Source organism: Kumtagia sp., from assembly GCF_059502445.1.
The window spans coordinates 1-22,314 of sequence record NZ_JCACER010000050.1 but is presented as its reverse complement, the minus strand read 5'-3'; the positions used below and the strand labels follow the sequence as shown (position 1 = coordinate 22,314).

Sequence of the window (22,314 nt, the reverse complement as noted above, 5' to 3'; positions counted from 1 at the left end):
TTGGCGTGCCGCAACGCAGCGACGAAAGGGTTTTTGCATTGTCCGACACGATCGACATCGACGGCCTGACGGTCGCGCGCGTGCTCTACGATTTCGTCAACGACGAGGCCATGCCCGGCACCGGCGTGGAGCCGGCCGCGTTCTGGTCCGGCTTCTCCGCACTGGTACATGACCTCGCGCCGAAGAACCGCGCTCTGCTCGCCCGCCGCGATGAGCTACAGGGCAAGATCGACGCCTGGCATAGGGAGAACGGCGCGCCGGCGGACCTCGCCGCCTACCGTCAGTTCCTCACCGATATCGGCTATCTCCTGCCGGAAGGGCCGGACTTCGAGATCGCGACCGAGAACGTCGATCCGGAGATCGCCGAAATCGCCGGGCCGCAGCTCGTCGTGCCGGTGATGAACGCGCGCTATGCGCTGAACGCCGCCAATGCCCGCTGGGGCTCGCTCTACGACGCTCTCTACGGCACGGACGCGATCCCGGAGACCGACGGGGCGGAGAAGGGCAAGGGCTACAACCCGAAGCGCGGCGCGAAGGTCGTCGCGTGGGCGCGAAAATTGCTTGACCAAAGCGTTCCGCTCGACGGCGCGAGCTGGAGCGAGGCGAAGGCGTTTGCGGTGAAGGATGCAAGGCTCGCCGTGGCGCTGCTCGACGGCCGCACGACCGGCCTGAAGGATGTGGAAAAATTCGCAGGCTATCTCGGCGAGGCGAGTGCGCCCGGCCAGTTCCTGCTGAGGAACAACGGCCTGCTGATCGAGGTGCTGGTCGACGACACATCGCCGATCGGCAAGGACGACCCTGCCCATATCGCCGACGTCTGGGTCGAGGCGGCGATCACCACCATCATGGACTGCGAAGATTCGGTCGCCGCTGTCGACGCCGAGGACAAGGTCGTCGTCTACCGCAACTGGCTCGGGCTGATGAAGGGCGACCTTGCGGAAGAAGTCACCAAGGGCGGCAAGACCTTCACGCGAAAACTCAATCCCGACCTCGACTACACCGCGCCGGATGGCTCGACCTTCCTGGCGAAGTGCCGCTCGCTGATGCTGATCAGGAATGTCGGTCACCTGATGACCAATCCGGCGATCCGCCTGTCCGACGGCAGCGAGGTGCCGGAGGGCATGATGGACGCGGCTGTCACCGCGCTGGCCGCGCTGCACGACGTCGGCCCGAACGGACGGCGCGCCAACTCGCGCACCGGCTCGGTCTATGTGGTGAAGCCGAAGATGCACGGGCCCGACGAAGTCGCCTTCGCCGTCGAGATTTTCGCGCGCGTCGAAAAGCTGCTGGGGATGGCGGAAAACACCATCAAGATGGGCATCATGGACGAGGAGCGGCGCACCACCGTCAACCTCAAGGAGGCGATCCGCGCTGCCAGGGAGCGGGTTGTCTTCATCAACACCGGCTTTCTCGACCGCACCGGCGACGAGATCCACACCTCGATGGAAGCCGGCCCGATGATCCGCAAGGGCGACATGAAGCAGGCCGCCTGGATTTCCGCCTACGAGAACCGCAACGTCGACGTCGGGCTGCAATGCGGGCTTGCCGGCCGCGCTCAGATCGGCAAGGGCATGTGGGCGATGCCGGACTTGATGGCGGCGATGCTGGAGCAGAAGATCGCCCATCCGAAAGCCGGCGCCAACACCGCCTGGGTGCCGTCGCCGACCGCCGCGACGCTGCATGCCACGCACTACCACAAGGTCGACGTGCATGCCGCGCAGGCGGCGCTGAAGAGCCGGCCGCGGGCCAAGCTGGACGACATCTTATCGGTGCCGGTGGCGCCGCGCCCGAACTGGACGCCGGAGGAAATCCAGCGCGAGATCGACAACAATGCGCAGGGCATCCTCGGCTATGTCGTGCGCTGGATCGACCAGGGGGTCGGCTGCTCCAAGGTTCCCGACATCAACGACGTCGGCCTGATGGAGGACCGCGCGACGCTGCGCATCTCCTCCCAGCACATCGCCAACTGGCTGCGCCATGGCGTGTGCACGAAAGAACAGGTCATGGACTCGCTGCGGCGCATGGCGGCGATCGTCGACCGCCAGAATGCCGGCGACCCGCTCTACCGGCCGATGGCGCCGGATTTCGATGCTTCGATCGCCTTCCTCGCCGCCTGCGACCTCGTCTTCAAGGGCGCCGAGCAGCCCAGCGGCTACACCGAGCCGGTGCTGCATGCGCGGCGGCTGGAGCTGAAGGCGAAGGACAGGGCGAGATGACACGCGCGGCCCAGCCCTCCCCCTCGAGGGGAGGGTGGCCAGCCGAAGGCTGGCCGGGTGGGGTCGCAAAGGCCGTGCTCGACGTCCTCATTCGCGCTCCGCGCTGCCGGACCGACCCCACCCGCCTCTCGAAGGGGAAGGCAGTCGCGTATGAGCCTACCCCCACCCCTAACCCCTCCCCACAAGGGGGAGGGGGATCTTGCTGCGCCTCTGCCATACGCCAATCATTGACGATTCCGGTCGGCACGGCTGCCGCAAGGTCCCCCTCCCCCTTGTGGGGAGGGGTTAGGGGTGGGGGTATCGGGCGATCGAATTCCTCGCCGGTTGTCATATGCGATTGCGCTGCCTCGAGGGGGAGGGAGAGCGCTCTCCCATGATCCTGCTCGCCATCGACTGCTCCGCCGGCCTGTGCGCCGCCTGCGTCTACGACACGGAGGCCGGACGCGAGCTCGGCCGCGCTGTGCGCGACCTCGGCAAGGGCCATGCCGAGCACCTGATCGCGGTGATCGAGGAAGCGCTGGGATCAGCCGGAAAGGCCTATGGCGACCTCGGCGCGGTCGGCGTCTCGGTCGGGCCGGGCTCGTTCACGGGCATCCGTGTCGCGGTATCGGCAGCCCGCGGCTTCTCACTCGCCCTCGGCATCCCGGCGATCGGCGTCGACACGCTGGAGGCTCTGGCGGCCGAGGTGCGCGACCGGCTGGGCGCGAAAACCGTGCTGGCGGGGCTGGCTTCCGGTTCCGGCGAGGCAGCGCCGGCGGTGCAGGCGGCCCTTTACGATGATTTTGGACAGGAGCTGTATGCTCCCGCAATCGTGACGTTGGGCGACGCGGCTGATCTGGCAAGAAAGAAGGGTGCGGTGCTCGCCGGCACGGCGGCGGGACGTGTTGCCGCGCTCGCCGGCGGCGGCTTGACGATCGCCTCGGAGGCTGCCACGGCGGACATCGGCGTCTACGCGAGAGTCGCGGCCGCCAAGGGTACGGCCGGAGGCCGTCCGAGTCCGCTCTATCTGCGCGAGCCGGACGCCAAGCCGCAGGCAGGGTTCGTCCTGCCGAGACGGGAGGAGTGATGCGCATACCGTTCATGCAGCCCCGCCAGCGGGAGTTCGCTGTGGGGCCGCTCACGGCCTCGGACCTGGCGGCCCTCGCCGCCATTCATCGCGAGGATTTCGCCCGGCCGTGGAGCGAGGAGGAGTTTCACGGCCTGCTCACGCAGGACACGGTGTTCGGCTTCACCGTGCGCGAGGTCGGCCACGGCCAGGAAGCGCCGGCGGGCTTCGTGCTGGCGCGGCTGGTGGCCGGCGAGGGCGAGATCCTGACGGTTGCGGTGGCGCGCGCCAGCCGCCGGCAGGGGCTGGGCTGGCAGCTGATGGACGCCGTGCTGCGCGACCTGCATGCGCGCCGCGCCGAGGCATTGTTCCTCGAAGTCGACGAAAACAATGCCGCGGCGCTGGCGCTCTATCGCCGCCTCGGCTTCCTGCAGGTCGGCCGCCGCGCCAACTATTACGCGAATGCAACGGGGCCGGCCGGCGGGGCGCTTGTGATGCGCCGTGATCTCCGTTAAGTATTTTGCCGCCAAATCGGATGCAATTCTGCCGGTACGGGCTCTCTTTGAACTCAAGATCTCTGCCGCAGGTCATGCCTCCGGGCACATTCAAGGCAAAGGCCTCGACTTCAACCAGAACCTGGCCCGGCATCCAGGGTCTTCCCCTGTCGGGTTTCTTGCTTCGGGACCGGCTTGAACGCGGCTTCGGCTGTGGCCCGCGTCGCTCCCGTCGCTTTTTTCCCGTCACCGGACGATCGAATCGCATCCGGTTTGGTCCCTTCCGCAAAGCCCGCCCCGGCAGCACCGGCAGAGAGACCGCGCGGCGATGATCGGGACGCTGCGGACCGTCTTCGCGCTCGCCTGCGTGGCGCTTCTCACCCTGGCGATCGCCCTGCCGCAATGGCTGTGCGTGACCACCGGCCTGTGCCGTGGCCGCCGTCTGCTGCGGCTCTGGCATCGGACTGCCGCGCGGCTGCTCGGGCTGCGCATCCGCGTCTTCGGCAATCTCGCCCATGGCCGGCCGCTGCTGATCGCCTCGAACCACGTCTCCTGGATCGACGTCGTCGTGCTGGCGGCGGTGGCGGACGTCTGCTTCATCGCCAAGTCGGAGATGGCCCGTTGGCCGGTCTTCGGCTGGTTCTCCAGGATGCAGCGCTCCGTCTATGTCGAGCGCGACAGGCGCGGAAAATCCGGCAGGCAGGCGAGCGAGATCGCGGCGCGGCTGGCCGAAGGCGACGTCATGGTGCTGTTCGCCGAAGGCACGACCGGCGACGGCAACCAGATCCTGCCATTCAAGACGACGCTGTTCGGCGCCGCCTCGATGATGCTGTCGGCCGGAAATCACGAGGAGATGTGGATCCAGCCGGTGGCGCTCGCCTATACGCGGCTGCAGGGCCTGCCGATGGGCCGCCAGCACCGCGGCATTGCTGCCTGGGTCGGCGACGAGGATCTGGTGCCGCACCTTGCAACGGTGCTTCGCGAGGGCGCGCTCGACGTCGAGGTGCATTTCGGCGAAGCGGTGCCGTTCACGGCCAAAAGCAGCCGCAAGGATGTGGCCCGCCAGGTCGAGGAACGCGTGCGCGAGATGCTGCACGCGGCGCTCGCCGACCCGGCCCCGCGGAAGTGACTTGCGTCTGTCCTTCGACGTAAAAAGACGCTAGAAGCCCGGCAATGGAGCATGTTGAGATCGACCGCGCGGGCGAACCGGTGATCGGGACGGGCGCGCAAACGCAGGGCGGCAAGAAGGTCTTCGTCAAGACCTATGGCTGCCAGATGAATGTCTACGACTCGCAGCGCATGACCGATGCGCTGGCGGCCGACGGCTATGCCGCGACCGACCGCATGGAGGAGGCCGACCTCGTCCTGCTCAACACCTGCCATATCCGCGAGAAGGCGGCCGAAAAGGTCTATTCCGAACTCGGCCGCATCCGCGAGGTCAAGCGCGAGCGCGAGAAGGCCGGCGCCGGGATGACGATCGGCATCGCCGGCTGCGTCGCCCAGGCGGAGGGCCGCGAGATCATCCGCCGGGCGCCGGTGGTCGACCTGGTGATCGGCCCGCAGACCTACCACCGCTTGCCGGAGGCGCTGCGCAAGGTGCGATCGGGCGAGAAGGTGGTCGAGACGGACTATGCCGTCGAGGACAAGTTCGAGCACCTGCCGCAGGCCCGCCGCGCCGACCTCGCCAAGCGCGGCGTGACCGCCTTCCTCTCCGTGCAGGAAGGCTGCGACAAGTTCTGCACCTTCTGCGTGGTGCCTTATACGCGCGGTTCAGAGGTGTCGCGGCCGGTCGCGCAGATTGTTGGCGAGGCCGAGCGGCTGGCTGGTGCGGGCGTGCGCGAGATCACGCTGCTCGGTCAGAACGTCAACGCCTGGCACGGCGAAGGGCCGGATGGAACGGAATGGGGCCTCGGTCGCCTGCTGCACCGGCTCGCCGAGATTCCCGGAGTGGCGCGGCTGCGCTACACCACAAGCCATCCGCGCGACATGGACGACGAGCTGATCGCCGCCCACCGCGACCTGGCCGAGCTGATGCCATACCTGCACCTGCCGGTGCAGGCGGGCTCCGACCGCATCCTCAAGGCGATGAACCGGCGCCACAAGGCGGCGGACTATCTCGCGCTGCTCGAGCGCATCCGCGCAGCGCGCTCCGACATCGCCATGTCCGGCGACTTCATCGTCGGCTTTCCCGGCGAGACGGAGGCGGATTTCGAGGCCACCCTCGATCTGGTGCGCGCCGTCGGCTATGCGCAGGCCTTCTCCTTCAAATATTCCCCGCGCCCCGGCACGCCCGGCGCCGAGATGAAGGGGCACCTGCCCGAAAAGGTGAAGGACGAGCGCTTGCAGCGCCTTCAGGCGCTCCTATTTGAGCAACAGCACGATTTCACCCGGAGCCGCGTCGGCATGCGCTTCGACGTCTTGATCGAGAAGCCGGGCCGCCAGACCGGCCAGCGTGCCGGCCGGTCGCCGTGGCTGCAGCCGGTAATCGTTGATGAAACCGTCGGCGAAATCGGCGAGATTGTTCCAGTGCGAATCACCAGGGCGGAAGCCTCGACGCTTTTCGCCGAGCCCGCCTGAGGCGGACGGAAGAGGAGAGACGTTTGGTCGCCAACGCAGATCTGAAGCAGGCGCCTTCCGGGGCGTCCGACATGGCGCACATCGTCCTGACCTTCGACAACAACAAGCACGCCGGCGCGCTGTACGGCCAGTTCGACGAGAACCTGGCGCGGCTCGAGCAGAAGCTCGGGGTCGACATCCGTTCGCGCGGCAACCAGGTGTCGATCAAGGGCGACGCCGTTGCCGCCGAGCAGGCGCGGCGGGCGCTCGACCAACTCTACGGCATCCTGCAGAAGGGCGCGCTGATCGCCCAGTCGGACGTCGACGGCGCCATCCGCATGGCGATCGCCGCCGACGACCAGCTGACCCTGCCGACGCTGGAGCGCAAGGGCAAGGTGGCGGCCGCGCAGATCTCGACGCGCAAGCGCACCATCTATGCCCGCTCGCTCAACCAGGACGCCTATATGCGCGCGCTGGAGCGCGCCGAGCTGGTGTTCGGCGTCGGCCCGGCCGGTACGGGAAAAACCTATCTGGCGGTGGCGCATGCGGCGATGCTGCTGGAGCGCGGCATGGTCGAGCGCATCATCCTGTCGCGCCCGGCGGTGGAGGCGGGCGAGCGGCTGGGTTTCCTGCCCGGCGACATGAAGGAGAAGGTCGATCCCTACCTGCGGCCGCTCTACGACGCGCTCTACGACATGATGCCGGCCGACAAGGTCGAGCGGGCGCTGACCGCCGGCGTCATCGAGATCGCCCCGCTTGCCTTCATGCGCGGCCGAACCCTGGCGCATTCGGCTGTCATCCTCGACGAGGCGCAGAACACCACGCCGATGCAGATGAAGATGTTCCTGACGCGTCTCGGCGAGAACTCGCGCATGATCGTCACCGGCGATCCCACGCAGATCGATCTGCCGCCGCAGACGAAATCGGGCCTGGTGGAAGCGCTGCGCATCCTCGACGCCATTTCCGGCGCCGTCATCGTCCGGTTCGGCGACGTCGACATCGTGCGCCATCCGCTGGTTGCCGAGATCGTGCGCGCCTACGACCGCGATGCAAAGCTTTCGCGCGGGCTGGGCGTCGACGAGGATTGAAGCAAAAGCATTCGGGAATCCGCTGACCCATGCCTGCAAAGGCCCGGAAGGAACAGACGATTGCCGTCGAGATCGACCTGACGGTCGAGGCGGGCGATTGGCCGTCCCAGGAAGCGCTGGGCACGCTCGCCGCCCATGCCGTCGAGGCGGCTCTCGCCGAAGCGGGCGCGCATGCGAAACACCCCGTGGAACTCAGCCTGCTGTTCACGGACGACGCGCATGTCCGGATCCTCAATGCCGACTGGCGCGGCAAGGACAAGCCGACCAACGTGCTTTCCTTTCCGGCCTTCCCGACGACGGTCGGCGATCCGCTGCCGCCCATGCTGGGCGACATCGTTCTGGCCGCGGAGACGGTCCGCGGCGAGGCGGAACTGGAAGGCAAGCCGCTCGATCACCATATTACGCACCTCATCGCGCATGGCCTGCTGCACCTGATCGGGCATGACCACGAGACGGACGCGGAGGCGGACGCGATGGAGGGGCTCGAGCGCCGGGCGCTGGCGAGGCTTGCCATTCCCGATCCCTACGCGTAACAGGAAGGCGTCAAACGACCGGAACGAGATGAACGACACTCCCGAGACTGCCGCCAGCCCCGATACGGGCAGCGTCAGGAAGATCGCGGACACGGCAGAAGAACCGCCCAGTCCGAGTACCGCCGCGTCGGCCGTCGCCGAGCGCTCCTCCTTCATAGACTGGCTGTCTGCGCTGTTCCGCCAAAAGAACGGCAGCACGCTGCGCGAGGACCTGACCGACGCACTGGCCGAGAGCGCGCCCGACGGCGAGGCGTTCTCGCCGGCCGAGCGGGCGATGCTGAACAACATCCTGCGGCTGCGCGAGGTGCGCGTCGAGGACGTGATGGTGCCGCGTGCCGACATCGAGGCCGTCGAGATATCGATCACGCTGGGCGAGCTGCTCAACGTGTTCGAGCAGTCCGGCCATTCGCGCATGCCGGTCTATGCCGAGACGCTCGACGATCCGCGCGGCATGGTCCACATCCGCGACGTGCTTGCCCACATCACCCGGTCCGCCCGCGCCAAGAAGGGGCGCGCCACGCGCAAGCCGCCGGCCGGAGCGGTGGCGCTCGACCTCGCCAATGTCGACCTCGGCCGTTCGATCGGCGAACTCAACCTGATCCGCTCGGTGCTGTTCGTGCCGCCGTCCATGCTCGCCTCTGACCTGATGGCGCGCATGCAGGCCGCGCGCACCCAGATGGCGCTGGTGATCGACGAGTATGGCGGAACCGACGGCCTGGCCTCGCTGGAGGACATCGTCGAGACAGTGGTCGGCGACATCGAGGACGAGCACGACGAGGACGAGCCGCTGATCACCCAGGCGGGCGACGGCGTCTACATCGTCGACGCGAAGGCCGAGATCGACGACGTCGCCAAGCTGATCGGCGACGATTTCGCCCCCGGCGAGCACAGCGACTATGTCGACACCATCGGCGGGCTGATCTTCAACGCGCTCGGCCGCGTGCCGGCGCGTGGAGAGGTGGTGCAGGCTGTACCCGGCTTCGAGTTCCATGTGCTCGATGCGGATCCGCGCCGGGTGAAGCGCGTGCGCATCGTTGAGGGCAAGGCGGAGCGCCGCCGCCGCGCCGCCAAGATGGAGCAGGCTGAGCAGGATTAGGCCGAGTTCCCGCCCGGGAACGATTTTGCCCGGTCTGTCTGAAAGCCGAATTTCGTACGAGATCGGCGCTCGAAGCGGAAGCGCAGGGGACAGTTACTTTTCGGCCCGCGCGACCTCTGAATCGCTGCGGCTTTTCTGCCGAAAGAAAGTAATACCGCGCCGTCTCGGTAGCGAACGTCCTGCGCCAATTTCGGGTTGTGGGGTAGAGCGGGCAAACCTGTCCGCGGAGCCCAAGACGGGCCGGGTCCGGCGTTTCATTCCAGCCTTCGCCACGCTATGTTCCAGTCATGACCGCCGCCCCGCTCTCCCCTGAAGAACTCGAACGCTACGCCCGCCACATCGTCCTGCCCGAGGTCGGCGGGGCGGGGCAGCAGAGGTTGAAGCGGGCGCGGGTGCTGGTGGTCGGCGCCGGCGGGTTGGGCGCGCCGGTGCTGCAATATCTGGCGGCCGCCGGGATCGGCACGCTGGGCGTGGTCGACGACGATACCGTGTCGCTCTCCAACCTGCAGCGGCAGGTGATCCATGACACCGCGTCGGTAGGCGAGGCGAAGAACGCCAGCGCCGCCCGCGCGATCGCCCGCATCAATCCCGGTGTGACGGTGGAGGCTTATGACCTCCGCCTCACCACCGACAATGCGCGCGAGCTGGTGCGCGGCTACGACATCGTCGCCGACGGTTCCGACAATTTCGACACGCGCTATGCGGTGGCCGATGCCTGCGAGGCCGAGGAGAAGCCGCTGGTGCATGCCGCGGTCGGCCGCTTCGACGGCTCGATCACCGTGCTGAAGCCGTTCGAGGCGGATGGCGACGGGCGGCTGAACCCGTCCTATCGCGACCTCTTCCCGGAGCCGCCGCCGCCCGGCATGGTGCCCTCCTGCGCCGAGGCCGGCGTGCTCGGGGCGCTCACCGGCGTCATCGGGACGTTGCAGGCGATGGAGGTGATCAAGCTGGTCACCGGCATCGGCGAGCCGCTGGTCGGCCGGCTGCTGCTCTATGACGGGCTCGGCGCCCGCTTCGACACGGTGAGATACAGGCGCCCGGCGGCATGACCGCGTTGCCCGGCGCGCTGACGATCCGCCGAGGCGCCGCCGGGTTCACCGCCTGGGACGAGCTGCTTGCGCTGATCCTCGCCTCCTTCGCCTGGATGGAGGGTCGCATCGACCCGCCGTCCTCGGCGCTCGAGCTGTCGGCGGAAGGCCTGCGGGCGAAATGCACTGTCGAGACGCCGTTCCTCGCCTTTCTCGATGGGCGGCTCGTCGGCTGCGCCTTCCTGGCGGAGCGGACCGACCATTTCTACCTCGGCAAGCTCGCCGTCGCGCCCGGCCTGCAGGGCAGGGGGATCGGTCGGGCGCTGCTCGCCGCGGCGGAGGAGCTGGCGCTCGCTGCCGGCAAACCGGCGATCGTGCTGGAGACGCGGGTGGAACTGGTTGAGAACCATGCCGCCTTCGCGCGGCTGGGCTTTCGCGAGACCGGCCGCGGCGCGCATCCCGGCTTCGACCGGCCGACCTCGCTCACCATGCGGAAGGTGCTGGGGTAGGTGCCAAGGGGACCTCGGTCGGCAGCCTACGAAAAAGGACCCCGCTCGCGACGAGCGGGGCCAGGGCCGAACGGCATCAGGCCGCCAGGATGAAGACGATCTCGTATGTATTCGGATCGACGATGATGATGCGACCGTCAGCCAGGACGAAGAACTGATAGCGCTCATATTGCGGCACGATCTCGATGACGCGCGGCGGCAGCGGCCGCAGGGTCACGGTCCGCGGCACCTCGACGCCGACGCTGACGTCGATATCGATGTCGGCCGGCTCGGGTGCGCTTTCGACGATGATGTTGCGGATCTCGGTCCGCTGCTCCGTATTGATGTCGACGCTGGCCGTCGTCTCCCTGGAGACGTCGTTCTCGCCTTCGGTGGTGGAGGCGGTGCCTTCGGTCTTGTTCGTGCCTTCCTCGGTCGTCGACGCTGTACCCTCGGTTCCGCTCTTGTCCTCCTCCGTTGCAGCCGTACCTTCGGTCTTCTTCGTACCGCTGTCGGCCGCGGCTTCGCCCTCGGTCTGCTTGGTCGTGCCCTCGGCCTTGGTCGATGCGTTGCTCTCTGCACCGGCCTGGCCGGGCTTCTTCTTCATGGCGTCGGCGCCGGCGCTTTCGGAGGCGGGCTCATCCTGCGTCGCGCCGGCAGCCTTGCCGTCCTGTTTCATGGCATCGGACGCGGCGGCGTCCGGCTGGGCCTGTCCGCCCTGCTGGGCGGGAGCCTGGACCCGTCCGGTCTTGCCGTCCTGGACGGTCCCGCTCGCCTCAGGGGACGCTCCCGCCTGGGGCGGCTTCACCACCGGTGCCTGGCCGGATGCTCCGGGGTCCGGTGCCTCCTGCGCGATGACGGGAAAGGCGAGAGCCGAGGACAGCAATGCCGCGGCGATCAGCGAAAGTCGGGTTCTCATCGGGTACCTCCATTGCAAGGACTTCCCTCGGATGCGCTAACCCGGGCGGAGTGCTGCTGTTCCGTCACGAAATGTGACGCGCTTCCGCAAGGCGTGCGGAATGTTCCGAAGCGTGAACGGATGGCAGGATCGGAGCCTGCCACCTGGAAAATATGGGCCGGCGGCTATGGAGGCGGCGGGGCTATTCGCTGCGTCCGAGGGCGCGGGCGACCGCCGCCTCGGCGGGTTGGATCGCGTCCGGTGTGCCGACCGTGATCCAGCTGCCGGAAAGCGGCATGCCGAACAGCCGGCCGGCGGCGATGGCCTGGTCGAAATAGCGGTTGAGCGACGTCTTGGCGACCGGCGCGCCGGCGAAGATGCGCGGGTGCAGGATGCCGGCGCCGGCGTAGATCAGGCCGGACGGAGCGCCGGCGGCGCGCGCTAGCCTACCGTCCGCGGCGAGCAGGAAGTCGGTGCCGCCGCTATGGCCGGTCGCGTTCTCCAGCGCCGAGAGCAGCAGCAGTATGTCCATCCGCTCGGGATCCCACTGCGCCGCGAGCCGCCGCAGGTTGGGCTCCGGGCCGTCGATCCAGAAGGTGTCGGCATTGAGCACGAAGAACGGCTCGCCGCCGAGTGCCGGCAGCGCCTTGACGATGCCGCCGGCCGAATCCAGCAGCCCCTCGCGCTCGTCGGAGATCACGATCTCCGGCACGGCGCGCGCGGCGACGTGGGCGACGATCTGGTCGGGCAGGTAGTGGACGTTGACCACGGCCTTCTCGACGCTGGCGGCCGCAAGGCTGTCCAGGCCCCAGTCGAGCAGCGCTCTGCCGGCCACTTTCACCAGGGGCTTCGGCAGCGTGTCGGTGATCGGCCGCATGCGCACGCCGAGCCCGGCCGCCAGCACCATCGCCGTTTTCGGGGCGCCGCTCATCAGTCCTCCGCCAGCAGGCCGTGCGCGTCGTACAGCGCCGCCACCGGCGCCAGCGCCGGATGCGCAAGCGCTCGCCTGACATAGGCGCGGATGCGCGGCAGGTGCTTCAGATACCCGGGCTTGCCGTCGCGTTCCTTCAGCCGCACGAAGATGCCGAGGACTTTCGTGTTCCGCTGCGCCGCGCAGATCGCATAGGCCTCGCGAAAAGCCGCCTCGTCGAAGCCGCCCGCGGCATGGCGCGCCGCCACGTAGGCGGCCACCGTCGCCTGCTCGATGTCCTCGGGAATGGTGACGCGGGCGTCCATGCCGAGCGAAGCGACGTCATAGGCGAGCGGGCCGATCAGCGCGTCCTGGAAATCGAGGACGCCGATGCGCTCGCTCCCCGAGCGGTCATCACGCCAAACGAAATTGGGCGCCTGGACGTCGCGCAGCACAAGGCCGGCTTCTGCCTTGTCGAGACGCTCGAACACGACGTTCCAGGCCTGTGCGAATTGCCGGCGCAGGGTGGCGTCGGCGTGCCGGCCCGTCTTCCACGGCACATACCAGTCGAGCAGCAACTCCGTCTCGATCGCCAGGGCGCCACGATCGAAGGGCGGCATGTCGTGGAACACGCCGGGCGCCGCCCGCAGCCGCGTCGGCCAGGGTTTTTCGTGCAGGGCCGCGAGCAGTTCGGCCGCCGCCGCATAGCGCCCGGCAACCGGCCGCCCCTCGGCATCGAGGAAACTGCCGGTGCCGAGATGCTCGAGCAGCAGAAAACCTTGATCGAGGTCGGAGGCGAGCACCTCCGGCGCCGCGATGCCGCGTTCGCGCAGGGCCTTGCCGATGGCGACGAAGGCCGTCACGGTCTGTGCCGTGTGGGCGATCACGGCATAGGGCTTGCCGTCCTTGACCGGCGGTCCAAGCACGAGGCGGGGCGAATTCATCAGGATGCGGTCCGGGCCGCCGGCGGACCGGACGGTCTCGTAGGCGCGTGCCGAGGCGTCGCCTGGAAACGGAATGCGGTCGGCAGCCTCCGCTTCGGCCCTGTCCAGGAAATCGCGGATCGCCAGCGAGCGCGCCACGCGGTCGAAGGCAGGTCCGCTGCCGGAGACGATGGCACGGCGGCCCTCGCCCTCGTGCAGAAGCGCGACCGTGACGGTCCCGCCGGGCAGCCGGCCGCCGGCCTGCTCCGGCCACTCGACGACGACGGCGCCCTCGCTCAGCGCCTCGTCGAAGCCGAGTTCGTCCAGCTCCGACGGGCCACCCAGCCGGTAGAGGTCGAAATGGCTCACCGCCACCCGGCCGTCATAGCTCTGCACCAGCGTGAAGGTCGGGCTCGGCACTTCGAGCTCGGCGTCGCCGGCATTGGCGCGCACCAGCGCGCGCGCCAATGTGCTCTTGCCGGCACCGAGGTCGCCGGAGAGGGCCAGCGCATCGCCAGGCTTAAGCGCCAATGCCAGGTCCTGGCCGAGCCGCGCCGTCGCCGCTTCGTCGGGCAGGAAACGTTCGAGGGTCATGCAGCCTTATATCACTCCGCCGCGGCGCGCACGCGCGATGGCACCAGCGGGAACAGGCAGGTCACCGTCGTTCCGGCGCCGGGGCCGGTGTCGATGCGAACCGTGCCGCCGTGGAGCTCGACGAAGCTCTTGACCACGGACAAGCCGAGCCCCGCTCCGCGGCGGCGACCGCCATTGACGCGCGATTCGAAGCGGCGGAATACGGTGTCGAGCACCTCCGGTGCCATGCCCGGACCGTCGTCGTGGACGGAGAACTCGACGCCCTGCGCCGTGGTCCGGCAGGCGAGCGTGATCGTGCTGGCCGCCGGCGCGTAGTTCACCGCATTGCTGAGCAGATTGTAGAGAACCTGGCGGATGCGTATCTCGTCGCCATGGAAGGTTTTCGGCGCCTCCGCGGTGTCGATCGCCAGCTTGATCGAATGCTCTTCCAGTCGGTCGCTGACCAGCGCCGCGGCCGCCGCGACCGTCTGGCCGATCCTCACCTCGGATATCTCGAGCTCCATGATGCCGGCGTCGACGGTGGCAAGGTCCAGGATGTCGTTGACGACCGTCAGCAGGACCGCCGAGGACGAGCCGATATGCTCGACATATTCGCGCTGCCGCGGCGACAGCGGTCCGGTGGCCGGCAGCGACAGGAGCTCGGTGAAGCCGATGATGTTGGTCAGCGGCGAGCGCAGCTCGTATGACACGTGCTGGACGAAGTCGTTCTTGAGCTGGTCGGCCTTCTGCAACGCCTCGTTCTTGTCGATCAGCGCGCGCTCGACATTGACGCTGTCGGTGACGTCGACGAAGGTCATCATAACCTGGCCGTTGGGCAGGTGGATCACGGCGTAACGCAGCACCACGCCGCTCTTCAGCTCCGCCTGGCCGTTACGGTCGCGCCGCTCGTCGTCGAAGCCGGTGACCGCCGCGACGAAGTCGCGCCAAGGATTGTCGTTGGCGAAGGCGTCGCACCATGCCTGGATGGCGGAGATGTGCATCGACTGGGCGACGACGTCGGCCGGCAGCTTCCACAGCGCTGTGAAGGCCGGGTTGGCGAGCCGGATGCGGCCGTCCGGGCCGAACACCGCCACGCCCTCGGCGAGGTTATCGAGGGTTTCGCCCTGCACCCGGACCGCCGTGTTGTAGCGGCTCTCGAGATTCATCCGCTCGGTCAGGTTCTCGAAGATCCAGGTGACGCCGCCGTTCGACTGCGGATTGGCGACGACGCGCACCGTGCGCCCGTCCGGCAGATGCCACCAGTGCTCCTGCGACTGGACGGCGCGATAGGCCTCGAGCAGGTTCTCCTTCCAGCGCCGCCATTCCGGCTGCTCGGCGATCTTGCCGTCGCTGCGCAGCCGGTCGAGCAGCAGCGCGTTGTCGGGCGCGCTTTCGAGAAAGCTCGGCTCCAGTCCCCACAGCTTCTGGAACGCCTGGTTGAAGAAGCGCAGCTTCTCCTTGGCGTCGAAAATGGCCACCGCGGTGGTGAGCTGGTCGAGGGTGTCGGCGTGGCTGCGCACCGCGCGCTCGAACTCCTCGCGGATGGTCGAAGCGGCGCTGATGTCGGTGGCGAGGCCGGCGGCGCCCTCGCTGCCGGAGAAATCGGTCACGGCGAAGATGCGGCGGTCGCCGGCCACCACGGTCGAGACGGTCTGGTCGAAGACGCGGCTCTGCCGATGATGCGCGGCGATCGATTCACGCGCGATCGTACCGAGGAATTCCTTGTTGTCGCGCACCGCCTCGCCGCCGTCGACGGCCTCGACCGCCTCGGCATAGGCGCGGTTGACCCATTTCAGCCGGCCGTCGGCGGAGCGCAGCCAGAAGGGCATCTTCAGCGCGTCGATCAGCCCGAGCATGGTGTCGTAGTCGGCGGCGAGCCGCTGGTTCTCCAGCTTCAGCCGCGCCTGCACGCGCAGGTTCTCCGACAGGCTGGTGAAGCGCACGATCACATGCGAGGCGGTCTTGCGGCCCTGCACCTCGAGCGGCACGCCGGTATTGGTCTCGACCGTCAGGTCGAAGGCGACGGCCTTCTCGCGCAGCGCCAGGACCGCATGGTCGAGCGCGGCGGCCGAGCGCGGCATCAGCCAGCGGCCGAAGGCGAGGAAGGCGGCCCGCTCGTCCGGGGCGCCGGTATCGGTCGGCAACGCGCCCAGCAATTCCGCCTTCTGGCGATCGCTCGCCCACACGACGAGGCGCTGGTCGCGCAGGTTGAGCAGCGCGTCGGAGCGGTGGAGGGAAGCGTTGAGGTCGGCGACCCGGGCGCGCAGCTCGACATTCTCCGCGGCGGTGCGGGTCCGCTCGCGGATCAGCGCGATGGCCGAGATCAGCGCGGCACCCATCACGCCGGTGACGACCGCGATCTGGATGACCTCGACCGTGTTGACGGTGAGCGAGATCGCTTTCGCCTGGGCCAGCGCCGGCAGGAACGGCAGGCCCACCGAAAGGGCGGCGCCGCCGACGGTCGCCTTCAGCGCGCGGATGAGCACGGCGCGAAGCCCGCCACCCTCCGTCCTCGAATCGGTGCGCCGGCCCGTTCCGGCCTGTCCCGCGTGTCGCGGGCCTTCCCCCGGCATGTCCTGTTCCTCTCCGCGCCTGTCTGCAAGACCGCCCCCGGTCCGACGACCGGATGGCCGTAAGCGTCGCGAATCACAGTCAACATACAGGGTCGGCGAATCGACGTGAAGAAGTTTGCCGCGCAAAACAAAGCCGGGCGAAAAGTCAATCGCCCGGCCACAATATATTGTGTTATATGGTTAAGAGATCAATACCTGTAGTGTTCCGGCTTGAACGGTCCCTGCGGCGTCACGCCGATATAGGAGGCCTGCTCGGAGCTGAGCTCGGTCAGCCGGGCGCCGAGCTTGTCGAGGTGCAGGCGGGCGACCTTCTCGTCGAGATGCTTCGGCAGCACGTAGACCTTGTTCTCGTACTGGCCGGGCTTGGTCCACAGCTCCATCTGCGCCAGCACCTGGTTGGTGAAGGACGCCGACATGACGAAGCTCGGATGGCCGGTGGCGTTGCCGAGATTGAGCAGGCGGCCCTCCGACAGCAGGATCATCCGCTTGCCGTCCGGGAAGGTGATCATGTCGACCTGCGGCTTGACGTTGGTCCATTTCAGGTTCTTCAGCGCCGCAACCTGGATCTCGTTGTCGAAGTGGCCGATGTTGCCGACGATCGCCATGTCCTTGAGCAGGCGCATGTGGTCGAGCGTCACCACGTCCTTGTTGCCGGTGGTGGTGATGACGATGTCGGCGGTTGGGGCGGCGTCCTCGAGGGTGACGACCTCGAAACCGTCCATCGCCGCCTGCAGCGCGCAGATCGGATCGACCTCGGTCACCTTGACGCGGGCGCCGGCGCCGCTGAGCGAGGCAGCCGAGCCCTTTCCGACGTCGCCGTAGCCGCAGACGACCGCGACCTTGCCGGCCATCATCACGTCGGTGCCGCGGCGGATGCCGTCGACCAGCGATTCCTTGCAGCCGTATTTGTTGTCGAACTTCGACTTGGTGACCGAGTCGTTGACGTTGATCGCCGGGAAGGGCAGCAGGTCCTTCTTCTGCAGCTGGTAGAGGCGGTTGACGCCGGTGGTGGTCTCCTCGGTGACGCCGCGGATGGCGTCGCGCTGCTTGGTGAAGAAACCCGGGCTGGCGGCCAGCCGCTTCTTGATCTGGGCGAAGAGGATCTCCTCTTCCTCGCTGCCCGGCTTCGACAGGACGTCCTCGCCGGCCTCGGCGCGGGCGCCGAGCAGGATGTACATGGTGGCGTCGCCGCCGTCGTCGAGGATCATGTTCGACAGGCCGCCATCGGCCCACTGGAAGATCTTGTCGGTGTACACCCAATAGTCATCCAGCGACTCGCCCTTGACGGCATAGACCGGGATGCCGCTGGCGGCGATCGCCGCGGCGGCGTGGTCCTGGGTCGAGAAGATGTTGCACGACGCCCAGCGGATCTCGGCGCCGAGCGCCTTCAGCGTCTCGATCAGCACCGCCGTCTGGATGGTCATGTGCAGCGAGCCGGTGATGCGGGCGCCCTTGAGGGGCTTCGCGTTGCCGAACTCTTCGCGGCAGGCCATCAGGCCCGGCATCTCGGTCTCGGCGATGTCGATTTCCTTGCGGCCCCAGTCCGCGAGAGCAAGGTCGGCGACCTTGTAGTCCTTATCCGCCATGGCAGTGCTCCAAGTTGAGGCCCGGGCAGGTGCCCGACGGGCCGGATCGGGCGACTGACTAGCAGAAACGCCGGGGGGCGGCAATGGAGACATAAAGAAATCTTTATTCGTGCATGTCTTCCGCGCTTGGCGGAGGCGGACACGAAGGCAGGCTGGCGGTGTCGGCCAAGCGGATCCTGGCGGCGGACGGGGACGGCCCGCTTGCAGCCTCGAAACGTAGGCCCCGTGCAGGATGTCGAGGCAATATCCGCTTCCGCCCGGTCCCATGTTCCAATCTTCGGGCAAACTCGCTAAGGGTCCGCCAAATTCGCTTGGAGGCGTCCCTTGATCACAGTCATAGGTTCGATAAACCTCGATCTCGTTGCCGACGTCGAGCGCCTTCCCGCGCCGGGCGAGACGGTGCCGGGTTCGGTTTTCCGCACCGCGCCGGGCGGCAAGGGGGCCAACCAGGCGCTGGCGGCGGCCAGGGCCGGCGGCGACACCCGCATGATCGGCGCGGTCGGCAAGGACGCCTTCGCTGCCGAGGCGCTCGCCCTGCTTTCCGACGGCAAGGTCGATCTGTCGGCCGTGCGCGAAACGCATGCCGCGACCGGCGTCGCACTGATCTTCGTCGACGGCAAGGGCGAGAACGTCATCGTCGTGGTGCCCGGTGCCAACGGCACGGTGGTTGCCGGCGACGTCGCGGCGGCAAAGCTGAGCAGGAGCGAGATCGTGCTGCTCCAGCACGAGATCCCGCTCGACACCGTGGCGGCGGCGCTCGACGCTGCACGCGCCGCCGGCGCCGTCTCCATCCTCAACACCGCGCCGTTCCGGCCCGAGGCGGCGGGCCTGCTCGCCAGGGCGGACTTCGTCGTCGCCAACGAGACCGAATTCGACCTTTATGCCGAGGCGCTCGGACTGGCCGGCGGTACCCGCGAGGCGCGCATGCGCGCCTTTGCCGACGGGACCGGCCGCACCATCGTGGTCACGCTCGGCGGGGACGGCGTCGCCGCCGTCGGCGAAGGCCGGCTGCTACGGGTGGCGGCCCTGCCGGTGACGCCGGTGGATACGGTCGGCGCCGGCGACACGTTCTGCGGCTATCTCGCGGCCGGGCTCGGCGAAGGGCTGGCGCTCGACCAGGCGCTGGCGCGGGCCGCTGCAGCCGGTTCGCTCGCCTGCCTCCAGCCGGGCGCACAGCCGGCCATCCCGCTGCGCGGCGACGTCGACGCGGCCCTGCGCGCGGCCTGACGGGAGACGCGTCGGCAGGCGGATAGGAGCCAGCGACGGCGCTGCCCGATCGCCGTAGGGCACCCGGACGCTGATCTCGCCGGCGCGAGGCAGGAAGGCGTCGCCCACACGCAGCGATGGCGCGGCTTCGGACGTCATCGACTTGCCCAGCCTTTCATAGTAGGCAACACGACGGTCGGCGCATAACCGCCGCGAACGAACGGGAGGATGAGAATGTTCCGCTGGGGTGTCCTGTCGACTGCCAAGATCGGGCGCGAGCAGTTGCTGCCCGCCATCCAGGACGCCGAGAACGGCGTGCTGACGGCGGTGGCGAGCCGCGACGTGGCCAAGGCCCGCGCGCTCGCCGACCGCTTCGGCGCGCCGCATGCCTTCGGCTCCTACGAGGAGATGCTTGCCTCCGACACGATCGACGGCGTCTACATCCCCCTGCCGACCTCGCAGCATGTCGAATGGGCGGTGAAGGCGGCCGACGCCGGCAAGCATGTGCTGGTCGAGAAGCCGCTGGCGCTTGACGCGAAGGACATCGCCGAGGTGATCGCCGCCCGCGACCGCAACAAGGTGCTGGTCTGCGAGGCTTTCATGGTGGTCTACCACCCGCAGTGGAAGAAGGTGCGAGAGCTGGTGCAGGACGGCGCCATCGGCCGGCTGCGCCACGTGCAGGGCGCCTTCTCTTATTACAACATCGACGCCACCAACATGCGCAACATCCCCGAACTCGGCGGCGGCGCGCTGCCGGACATCGGCGTCTACCCGACGGTCTCGACCCGTTTCGTCACCGGCCAGGAGCCGCTGCGCATCCAGTCGACGGTCGAGCGCGACCAAAAGTTCGGCACCGACACCTATTCCAGCACCAAGGCCGATTTCGGCGATTTCCACCTCACCTTCTACTGCTCGACGCAGATGGCATTGCGCCAGTTCATGGTCTTCCACGGCGAAAAGGGGTTCATCGAGGTGCATGCGCCGTTCAACGCCGGCGACTACGACCACCACCGCATCGAGCTGCACAACCAGACCCACACCGAGGCGACCGTGTTCCGCTTCCCGGCGACGCGGCAATACCGGCTGGAGGTCGAGACCTTTGCCCGCGCCGCGCTGGGCGGCGACGATCCGGTGTTCACGCTGGAGGAGTCGGTCAAGAACCAGAAGGTCATCGACGCCATCTTCCGCGCCTCTGAAAAGGACGGCTGGGAGCCGGTCTGAGCGTTCTCACCGGTTCCGGCCGTTTCACCACCACACCCCGCCGCGCGTCAGCCGGATGCGCGGGATCCCGTCCGGCGCATTGAGCGACGTCTCGCAACCCGGCTGGTCGTCGAGATCGGCGAGCGGAGCGAAGAACGTGCCGTAGAGCGGGCTGCGCGGCCGCAGTCCGCGTCGTTCGCGGATCGACGGGATCATCGACCGGCGCGGCGTCGGCTGCGGCGGGGTCGGCGGCAGAGCTATCACGACGGGGCCGGCGGCCTGCCCCATCTCGGCCTTCAGCGCGGCAAGCCGCGCCAGGCGGTCCTCGGTCGCCGGATGGGTGCGCAGCACCGACGGATCGGGGACGCGGCCGCCCGGCAGCAATATGCCTTCCCACAGCCGGCCGCGTGCCCGCTCCAGCTTCCGCAGCGCCGAGGCGAGCCCGTCGGGATCGCCGGTGAGCACGGCCGCGCCGAAATCGGCGTCGAACTCGCGCGTGCGCGACAGCGCCATCTGCAGCAGGCCGCCGATGGTCGGAGCCGCCAGCAGCACCAGCACCGCCAGCCACGGCACCTGCTCGCCGGCGCCGCCGAACAGGCCGCCGAGGTTGATCAGCAGCGTGAACAGGCCGACGGTCGACATCACCGAGGTGAAGCGCGAGACGATGTCTGCCAGCGCCATCACCTTGACGTCCTCGTGGGCGATGTGGCTGACCTCGTGCGCCAGCACGCCGGCAAGCTCGCGGGTGGTCAGCCGCCGTGCCAGCGCGTCGGTGAGGGCGATGACGGAATCGTCGCGGCGACCGACCGCGAAGGCGTTCAGCATCTGCGAGGGAATGACGTAGAGTTTCGGCACCGCCGGCAGCGCGGCGCGCTCGGCCAGCATCCGCAGGATGCGCACGCCGGCCGGAAAGTTCGCCTCCGTCACCGGCCGCGCCTTGTACATGGACAGCACCATCTGCGGGCTGATGCGGCGCACCGCCGCCAGCGAGACCGCGCCGAAGATGACGGCGAAGATGACGCCGCTCAGCCCGCCGAACACCCAGGCGGTGACGGCGAGCAGCAGCAGGCTGCCGCCGGCGAGGATGCCGGTGTGCAGGGCGTTGACGAAACGGTGGCGGCGCAGCGCGGCCGGGTTGATCGTGGTGGTGGCGGTCATCGACTGAATATGGGGGAAGACGCGGGTTTTGCCCATATTTCCGCCGACTTGACGCTGGGACGGCGCTTGCGCGCGGAAATGGCTGTTCTTATATACGCGCCACAGCCGCCGGACAGGTCGCGGATGCGGTCCGTCAGGCGAATTTCTTGAGAACAGGGGTTTTCACCGGAACGCCTCATTGGGTCCTGAAAACCTGCTAAGCGGAGAGAATATAGAATGGCAAAAGTTATCGGCATCGACCTCGGAACGACCAATTCCTGCGTCGCCGTCATGGACGGCAAGGACGCCAAGGTCATCGAGAATGCGGAAGGTGCGCGCACGACGCCCTCCATTGTGGCTTTCACCAGCGACGGTGAACGGCTCGTCGGCCAGCCGGCCAAGCGCCAGGCCGTGACCAATCCCGAAAACACCATCTTCGCGGTGAAGCGCCTGATCGGCCGCCGCTACGACGATCCGGTGACCGAGAAGGACAAGAAGCTCGTCCCCTACCACATCGTGAAGGGCGACAATGGCGACGCCTGGGTCGAGGCCGGCGGCAAGAAGCAGTCGCCCTCGCAGATCTCCGCGACCATCCTGCAGAAGATGAAGGAGACGGCGGAAGCCTATCTCGGCGAGAAGGTCGAGAAGGCGGTCATCACCGTTCCCGCCTACTTCAACGACGCCCAGCGCCAGGCCACCAAGGACGCCGGCAAGATCGCCGGCCTCGAGGTGCTGCGCATCATCAACGAGCCGACCGCGGCCGC

General features: G+C 68.1%; 19 protein-coding genes. 13 read left to right on the top strand and 6 right to left on the bottom strand.

Annotated features, from left to right (window positions below; genetic code table 11):
* The first annotated feature begins 38 nt into the window (after positions 1 to 38).
* The 10 genes from AC5JDC_RS16140 to AC5JDC_RS16095 all read left to right on the top strand — a co-directional run bounded on the left by AC5JDC_RS16140 (position 39) and on the right by AC5JDC_RS16095 (position 10,565).
* Complete coding sequence (locus tag AC5JDC_RS16140; protein ID WP_495842675.1) at positions 39 to 2,216, top strand: malate synthase G; 2,178 nt, start codon at positions 39 to 41, stop codon at positions 2,214 to 2,216.
* Positions 2,217 to 2,589: 373 nt separating this feature from the next.
* On the top strand, positions 2,590 to 3,282 hold the full coding sequence (gene tsaB / locus AC5JDC_RS16135) for a tRNA (adenosine(37)-N6)-threonylcarbamoyltransferase complex dimerization subunit type 1 TsaB (RefSeq protein ID WP_495842673.1): 693 nt from the start codon (positions 2,590 to 2,592) through the stop codon (positions 3,280 to 3,282).
* Positions 3,282 to 3,776: a ribosomal protein S18-alanine N-acetyltransferase gene (rimI, locus tag AC5JDC_RS16130; protein ID WP_495842671.1), complete on the top strand. Its 495-nt coding sequence runs from the start codon at positions 3,282 to 3,284 to the stop codon at positions 3,774 to 3,776. The genes tsaB and rimI overlap by 1 nt, the downstream gene beginning before the upstream one ends.
* Before the next feature lie 307 nt (positions 3,777 to 4,083).
* Positions 4,084 to 4,884, top strand: a complete 801-nt coding sequence (olsA, locus tag AC5JDC_RS16125) for a lyso-ornithine lipid O-acyltransferase (protein WP_495842669.1) — start codon at positions 4,084 to 4,086, stop codon at positions 4,882 to 4,884.
* Positions 4,885 to 4,928: 44 nt separating this feature from the next.
* Positions 4,929 to 6,332: a tRNA (N6-isopentenyl adenosine(37)-C2)-methylthiotransferase MiaB gene (gene miaB, locus AC5JDC_RS16120; protein ID WP_495842667.1), complete on the top strand. Its 1,404-nt coding sequence runs from the start codon at positions 4,929 to 4,931 to the stop codon at positions 6,330 to 6,332.
* Between the two features lie 71 nt (positions 6,333 to 6,403).
* Positions 6,404 to 7,399, top strand: a complete 996-nt coding sequence (locus tag AC5JDC_RS16115) for a PhoH family protein (protein WP_495842730.1) — start codon at positions 6,404 to 6,406, stop codon at positions 7,397 to 7,399.
* Positions 7,400 to 7,428: 29 nt separating this feature from the next.
* Positions 7,429 to 7,932, top strand: a complete 504-nt coding sequence (gene ybeY, locus AC5JDC_RS16110; RefSeq protein ID WP_495842665.1) for an rRNA maturation RNase YbeY — start codon at positions 7,429 to 7,431, stop codon at positions 7,930 to 7,932.
* Positions 7,933 to 7,960: 28 nt separating this feature from the next.
* Positions 7,961 to 9,028, top strand: coding sequence for a hemolysin family protein (locus AC5JDC_RS16105; RefSeq protein WP_495842663.1), 1,068 nt, complete (start codon positions 7,961 to 7,963; stop codon positions 9,026 to 9,028).
* A gap of 287 nt (positions 9,029 to 9,315) precedes the next feature.
* Positions 9,316 to 10,077 carry a molybdopterin-synthase adenylyltransferase MoeB gene (gene moeB / locus AC5JDC_RS16100; RefSeq protein WP_495842661.1) on the top strand — a complete coding sequence of 254 codons (762 nt, stop codon included), beginning with the start codon at positions 9,316 to 9,318 and terminating at the stop codon, positions 10,075 to 10,077.
* The gene (locus AC5JDC_RS16095) at positions 10,074 to 10,565 is read left to right on the top strand and encodes a GNAT family N-acetyltransferase (protein ID WP_495842659.1); all 492 of its coding nucleotides are present in this window, start codon (positions 10,074 to 10,076) and stop codon (positions 10,563 to 10,565) included. The genes moeB and AC5JDC_RS16095 overlap by 4 nt, the downstream gene beginning before the upstream one ends.
* Positions 10,566 to 10,641: 76 nt before the next feature.
* On the opposite strand, the gene AC5JDC_RS16090 is transcribed toward AC5JDC_RS16095, so the two are convergent.
* The 5 genes from AC5JDC_RS16090 to ahcY all read right to left on the bottom strand — a co-directional run bounded on the left by AC5JDC_RS16090 (position 10,642) and on the right by ahcY (position 18,007).
* Positions 10,642 to 11,463 carry a DUF1236 domain-containing protein gene (locus AC5JDC_RS16090; protein WP_495842657.1) on the bottom strand — a complete coding sequence of 274 codons (822 nt, stop codon included), beginning with the start codon at positions 11,461 to 11,463 and terminating at the stop codon, positions 10,642 to 10,644.
* 181 nt (positions 11,464 to 11,644) lie between these two features.
* Complete coding sequence (locus AC5JDC_RS16085; RefSeq protein WP_495842655.1) at positions 11,645 to 12,373, bottom strand: nucleotidyltransferase family protein; 729 nt, start codon at positions 12,371 to 12,373, stop codon at positions 11,645 to 11,647.
* A complete protein-coding gene (gene tsaE / locus AC5JDC_RS16080) occupies positions 12,373 to 13,869 on the bottom strand; it encodes a tRNA (adenosine(37)-N6)-threonylcarbamoyltransferase complex ATPase subunit type 1 TsaE (RefSeq protein ID WP_495842653.1) in 1,497 nt (498 codons plus the stop codon). Before tsaE ends, AC5JDC_RS16085 begins: the two co-directional genes overlap by 1 nt.
* A gap of 11 nt (positions 13,870 to 13,880) precedes the next feature.
* Positions 13,881 to 16,421 carry a sensor histidine kinase gene (locus AC5JDC_RS16075; RefSeq protein WP_495842652.1) on the bottom strand — a complete coding sequence of 847 codons (2,541 nt, stop codon included), beginning with the start codon at positions 16,419 to 16,421 and terminating at the stop codon, positions 13,881 to 13,883.
* Between the two features lie 188 nt (positions 16,422 to 16,609).
* Positions 16,610 to 18,007 (bottom strand): adenosylhomocysteinase, encoded by a 1,398-nt coding sequence (ahcY, locus tag AC5JDC_RS16070; protein ID WP_495842650.1) that lies wholly within the window; start codon positions 18,005 to 18,007, stop codon positions 16,610 to 16,612.
* Between the two features lie 324 nt (positions 18,008 to 18,331).
* On the opposite strand from ahcY, the gene AC5JDC_RS16065 reads away from it, so the two are divergent.
* On the top strand, positions 18,332 to 19,234 hold the full coding sequence (locus AC5JDC_RS16065; protein WP_495842649.1) for a ribokinase: 903 nt from the start codon (positions 18,332 to 18,334) through the stop codon (positions 19,232 to 19,234).
* 213 nt (positions 19,235 to 19,447) lie between these two features.
* A complete protein-coding gene (locus tag AC5JDC_RS16060; RefSeq protein WP_495842647.1) occupies positions 19,448 to 20,434 on the top strand; it encodes a Gfo/Idh/MocA family protein in 987 nt (328 codons plus the stop codon).
* A gap of 24 nt (positions 20,435 to 20,458) precedes the next feature.
* Here the strand turns inward: AC5JDC_RS16060 and AC5JDC_RS16055 are convergent, their stop codons facing one another.
* On the bottom strand, positions 20,459 to 21,607 hold the full coding sequence (locus AC5JDC_RS16055) for a zinc metalloprotease HtpX (RefSeq protein ID WP_495842645.1): 1,149 nt from the start codon (positions 21,605 to 21,607) through the stop codon (positions 20,459 to 20,461).
* Positions 21,608 to 21,787: 180 nt separating this feature from the next.
* Between AC5JDC_RS16055 and AC5JDC_RS16050 the strand changes: the two genes are divergently transcribed.
* Positions 21,788 to 22,314 (top strand): Hsp70 family protein (locus tag AC5JDC_RS16050; protein WP_495842643.1); only part of this gene is annotated, 527 nt, incomplete at its 3' end.